Below are 3,852 nucleotides of genomic sequence, written 5' to 3'. Positions count from 1 at the left end.
AAACCAAACTTTAGCCGAAGAACAACCGTGGCCGCCAAGCGGCCCGCGCGGGCCTCGCTTCGCTACGAAAAGGCTCCGCTCAGCCCGCGCTAACGGCGGAAATTACACCAATCGTTGGGACACTGCTTCATCACGCTGTTTCGTTCTCCTTGGGTGTGATGAATGCGCGCGGCGGGGCTGCTTCCTCGCCGCGCAACACCGGACAAGCGCCGGGGGACTTTCACGCTGAACATCACGGGACAGCGGAACACCAAAATCGTGCTGACGTCGGGACCCGGCGCGGCCTGAGGGCAGAAGTAGGCCTGACAAGTGCGATCACCGGGGCGCGGGCGGGCGCCAGAGGCGGGTTTTCCCGTCACCGTCAGCCATTCTCAGGAGGTGCGGCCCATGGGTAAGCGCAGCTCCTTCAAGCGCAGGAAAAACGACCTCTACCGCACGCCCTGGGGGCCGGTGCCGATACTGGCGCCGCATCTGCCCGCCCGGTTCCGGTTCGTCGAACCCTGCGCCGCAAACGGGCGCCTGGTCGACTTCCTCGCGCGGATCGGGGGCACCTGTGCCGGGGCCGTCGATATCAACCCAGCGCGCGGCGACGTCATGCATGGCGATGCATTGACCTGGTCGCCGACCATCCGTCCCGGTCGCCCGCTGGATTTCATCATCACTAACCCGCCATGGACGCGCGAGCTGCTTCACCAGCTCATTCTGCGTTGGGCGGCGATGTGCCCGACTTGGCTCCTGTTCGATGCGGACTGGTGCCACACAATGCAGGCGCGCCCGTACCTGCGCCACTGCCGCAAGATCGTATCGGTCGGGCGGGTCAAGTGGATCGAGGGCAGCAAGCACACCGGAAAAGACAACTGCGCCTGGCATCTGTTCACAGCAGAGGGCCACGGGCGCACCGAGTTCATAGGGAGGGTCTAACCATGAATCCCAGAGAGCAGGCCTGTGCAGCCGTAAGGGATGCGCAGGAAAGGCGCGACACCCGCGCCGAACACGCCGAGACGCAACGCGTGAAGGCTTTGACGCACGAGATCTTGAAGGAACCGCCCGGCAGAGGAGAAAAGCTGCACGGCTTTTCGTGGCCAGAACCCAAGCCGCATCCAGCAGGAAGCCCGAACGCCGTCAATGCATCGCTGCGCGGCGTGACCCGCGTTTATCCCGAAACCGGGGAGCAGGTGATTTCGTTCAGCCTCGAGAATGGTCCGCCGATCTGGCTGCGCCTCGACCGGCGGAGCGCCGTCGACCTTGCGGATAGCCTCATGGATTTTCAGGATCGTTCGCTCGCCAGCGCGCTTGATGGGCTGCGGGATGGAATGGGCGTGGAATACGTCGCGCTGCCGTCTGGCGCTAGGTTCACGCAGCATCAAGAGCTATCGCAAAACGTAAAGCAGGCAGTCGCTTCGACCGCTCCTGCCGCTGCCCGCGTCGGAAACCTGTTCTCGCGCGCCATTGCGCGGATCTGGGGGCGGTCATGACGGCGAAGAAAGAACCATCGGTCAGCATCCGCCGCCGCACGGCATTCTCGACCATCCCGAACTCGCTGATCCGCGATGTGACGATCTCGCCAGAAGCGCGGATGCTGCTGGTTTACATCATGTCGTGCTCTGACAGTTGGACGTTCTACGTGTCGGAGTGTCAGCGGATTCTTGGCTGCAAAAAGGACAAGTGGCAGCGCATCCGCCGCGAGGTGATCAACGCCGGATATCTGCGCGTCCATGCCAAGAATGGCGAAAACGGGCGCCTTGAGGGCTATATCTGGGAGGTCTTCGACGAGCCGCAGCCACTAGATGAAGTGGACGCAGGGGGTGACGATCCACAAGATGCAGGGGATTGCGATAATCACCGTGAGCCGGAAAAACCGGCTACCGGTGAAACAGCGCCACAAACGCCTCACCGTGAGCCGGAAAAACCCGCCCGCCGGTTGAACCCGCCCGCCGGTAAAACCGGCTCCTTAAGAAAGAACAACAAACAAAAAGAAAAACAAACAAGTTGCGCGGACCAATCCGCGCCCTCAACGGATGTTTGTTCGGATGATTTGTTGAAGGACTTCGAGCGGGTGTTTCCCAAGCTGGCGACAGCGAAGGCGACACGCCGGGCGATCAGCAGGGCCTTGGAAGCCGGGGCCACTGCCGACCAGATCCTTGCCGCAGCCGAGGCCTATGCAGCCGAGCAGCAGGGCAACGCTCCGCGCTACATCCGCCGCAGTGATCGGTTTTTCGAGGATGGCTTCTGGCGGGCCTACATCCCGGCCCAGACAGCCACGCCCAGCGCGTCCGACGCTGATTTCGTCGAGCATTGGGCAAAGACCATCCGCAGCGTTGATATGGACCATTTCTTCTATGGCAAGATCAGCCTCGACACGGCAGCGAAGTGCATCCGTGCCGGGAAGGTGTCAGCCGCAGACTGCCGCCGCGCTGGGCTGAAAATCAGCGACGCCGATGCGGTAGCGATGTTCGAGGTGGCGGAATGAGCGTTCACGCAGACCCCGACACCCACGGGCACCGTTTCGGCGATGTTGTCGTGACTGTCGATATCGCGCTGGGCGACTGCGTGATCCGCGCCCCGCAGCCCAGCAAGGGACCGGAAAAGACCGTCATGCGCAGCGCGCGGTTCAACTCCATCGACGAGATCCGCGAAGGCTGGCGAACACAAAACTGGCTGAGCCGGAAGCCTCACCAACACCCCCACGCCGGAGACATGGCAAGCGCCCTGAAATTCGCAGGCCAGCGCCTCAAGGCTGAACAGGAAAGGAAACGCCGTGCTTGATCAAATACCGGGTCTGGACCTCTGGAAGGAAGAAGGGGGCAATGGAGCCTCTGCAAAGGCCATCGCGGCCCGCTTGGCGGGGTCGGGTCGTCAAACTGGCGCTTACCCCCTTGACGGGGCTGATTTCGGGCGCTGTGAGCGTTTACTTGACCTTGCCCCGTCTCTTCGGGACCGGCTGGCGGATATGGCCGACGTAAACGCCTATTGGGCCGCCCTGGCGCCGCGCTGGTCAGAGATCCGCGAGAGCGAGGACAAAACGGCGGCGATCAAGGCAATCATCGGCCCGATCCAGAAGGCAGACCCGAACCATGCGGATCTTGGCAACGGGATTTCAATTTCGGTTGGCAATACCACATACAAGGGCCCCGACGTTTACGACGAGTTGAGCAAGACGCCCGTTGATTTCTCTCTGCTCGCCAAGGCCGCGCAAATCCTCATTCAGGACCAGAAGGCCAGCACCTCCTATGTGCAGCGTTCCCTTGCCATCGGATACAACAAGGCCGCCCGCCTGCTCGAGGCGCTGGAAGAGCTGGGGATCGTCACCGCATCCGACCACGTAGGGCGCCGCGAGATCGTCGCGACAGAGGTTCCCGCGCGTCTGCTCGAAATGGCAGGCCTGCACGCGGCCGGTCAGAAAGACACCCATATGCGGGAAACCGACGCTGACAGGCAGGTACGGGAAGAGGCCGAGAGTTCAGCATATCGCGCAAACGCGGGAGAGCTGCGCCAGTTCGTCGAACGGTTCGAGCGCCTGGACGCGGAAAAGAAGGATATCGCCGAACAGCAGAAAGAGGTGATGGCAGAGGCCAAGGCGCGCGGATACGACACCAAGGTTCTGCGGAAGGTTATCGCCCTGCGTAAGCGGGACAAGGACGACATTGCCGAGGAAGAGGCGGTGCTCGACATGTACAAAGAAGCGCTGGGCATGTGAGGGCAGCACATGAGCCAGAACGCCCAGCCTTTGAGAGCCCGATTTGAAACTAATTGAGTGAGTTCAGGAGGTTGTGTTTCTGTTCGGGTACGACACTGAACGGAGACCACGATGGCCTGGACCGAACTCACCCGCAGCCAGCATGCCCGTGAGGG

The 3,852-nt window shown here is 62.0% G+C and carries 5 protein-coding genes and 1 pseudogene; all 6 read left to right on the top strand.

Annotation, left to right across the window (positions count from 1 at the left end; all coding sequences use genetic code 11):
* Positions 1 to 387 precede the first annotated feature (387 nt).
* The 6 genes and pseudogenes from AAFO90_RS24230 to AAFO90_RS24205 all read left to right on the top strand — a co-directional run bounded on the left by AAFO90_RS24230 (position 388) and on the right by AAFO90_RS24205 (position 3,697).
* A complete protein-coding gene (locus AAFO90_RS24230) occupies positions 388 to 921 on the top strand; it encodes a class I SAM-dependent methyltransferase (RefSeq protein ID WP_347511102.1) in 534 nt (177 codons plus the stop codon).
* Between the two features lie 2 nt (positions 922 to 923).
* On the top strand, positions 924 to 1,475 hold the full coding sequence (locus AAFO90_RS24225; RefSeq protein WP_347511101.1) for a hypothetical protein: 552 nt from the start codon (positions 924 to 926) through the stop codon (positions 1,473 to 1,475).
* Positions 1,472 to 2,470, top strand: coding sequence for a helix-turn-helix domain-containing protein (locus tag AAFO90_RS24220; RefSeq protein ID WP_347511100.1), 999 nt, complete (start codon positions 1,472 to 1,474; stop codon positions 2,468 to 2,470). Before AAFO90_RS24225 ends, AAFO90_RS24220 begins: the two co-directional genes overlap by 4 nt.
* Entirely contained in the window at positions 2,467 to 2,766 is a 300-nt protein-coding gene (locus tag AAFO90_RS24215; RefSeq protein ID WP_347511099.1) for a hypothetical protein, read from the top strand. The genes AAFO90_RS24220 and AAFO90_RS24215 overlap by 4 nt, the downstream gene beginning before the upstream one ends.
* Before the next feature lie 184 nt (positions 2,767 to 2,950).
* Positions 2,951 to 3,334, top strand: a pseudogene (locus AAFO90_RS24210) (DNA translocase FtsK); the annotation flags it as partial.
* 78 nt (positions 3,335 to 3,412) lie between these two features.
* Positions 3,413 to 3,697, top strand: a complete 285-nt coding sequence (locus tag AAFO90_RS24205) for a DUF2312 domain-containing protein (RefSeq protein WP_347511103.1) — start codon at positions 3,413 to 3,415, stop codon at positions 3,695 to 3,697.
* Positions 3,698 to 3,852 lie beyond the last annotated feature (155 nt).

Origin of the sequence: Phaeobacter sp. CAU 1743 (assembly GCF_039839315.1) — a bacterium.
Classification (GTDB): domain Bacteria; phylum Pseudomonadota; class Alphaproteobacteria; order Rhodobacterales; family Rhodobacteraceae; genus Phycobacter; species Phycobacter gallaeciensis_A.
This window is presented reverse-complemented; position numbering and strand designations above follow the sequence as displayed.

Bases quoted from the DNA above. Each gene is read 5' to 3' on its own strand.
- AAFO90_RS24230 (WP_347511102.1), top strand. From the start codon at position 388: ATGGGTAAGCGCAGCTCCTTCAAGCGCAGGAAAAACGACCTCTACCGC.
- AAFO90_RS24215 (WP_347511099.1), top strand. From the start codon at position 2,467: ATGAGCGTTCACGCAGACCCCGACACCCACGGGCACCGTTTCGGCGAT.
- AAFO90_RS24205 (WP_347511103.1), top strand. From the start codon at position 3,413: ATGCGGGAAACCGACGCTGACAGGCAGGTACGGGAAGAGGCCGAGAGT.
- AAFO90_RS24220 (WP_347511100.1), top strand. From the start codon at position 1,472: ATGACGGCGAAGAAAGAACCATCGGTCAGCATCCGCCGCCGCACGGCA.
- AAFO90_RS24225 (WP_347511101.1), top strand. From the start codon at position 924: ATGAATCCCAGAGAGCAGGCCTGTGCAGCCGTAAGGGATGCGCAGGAA.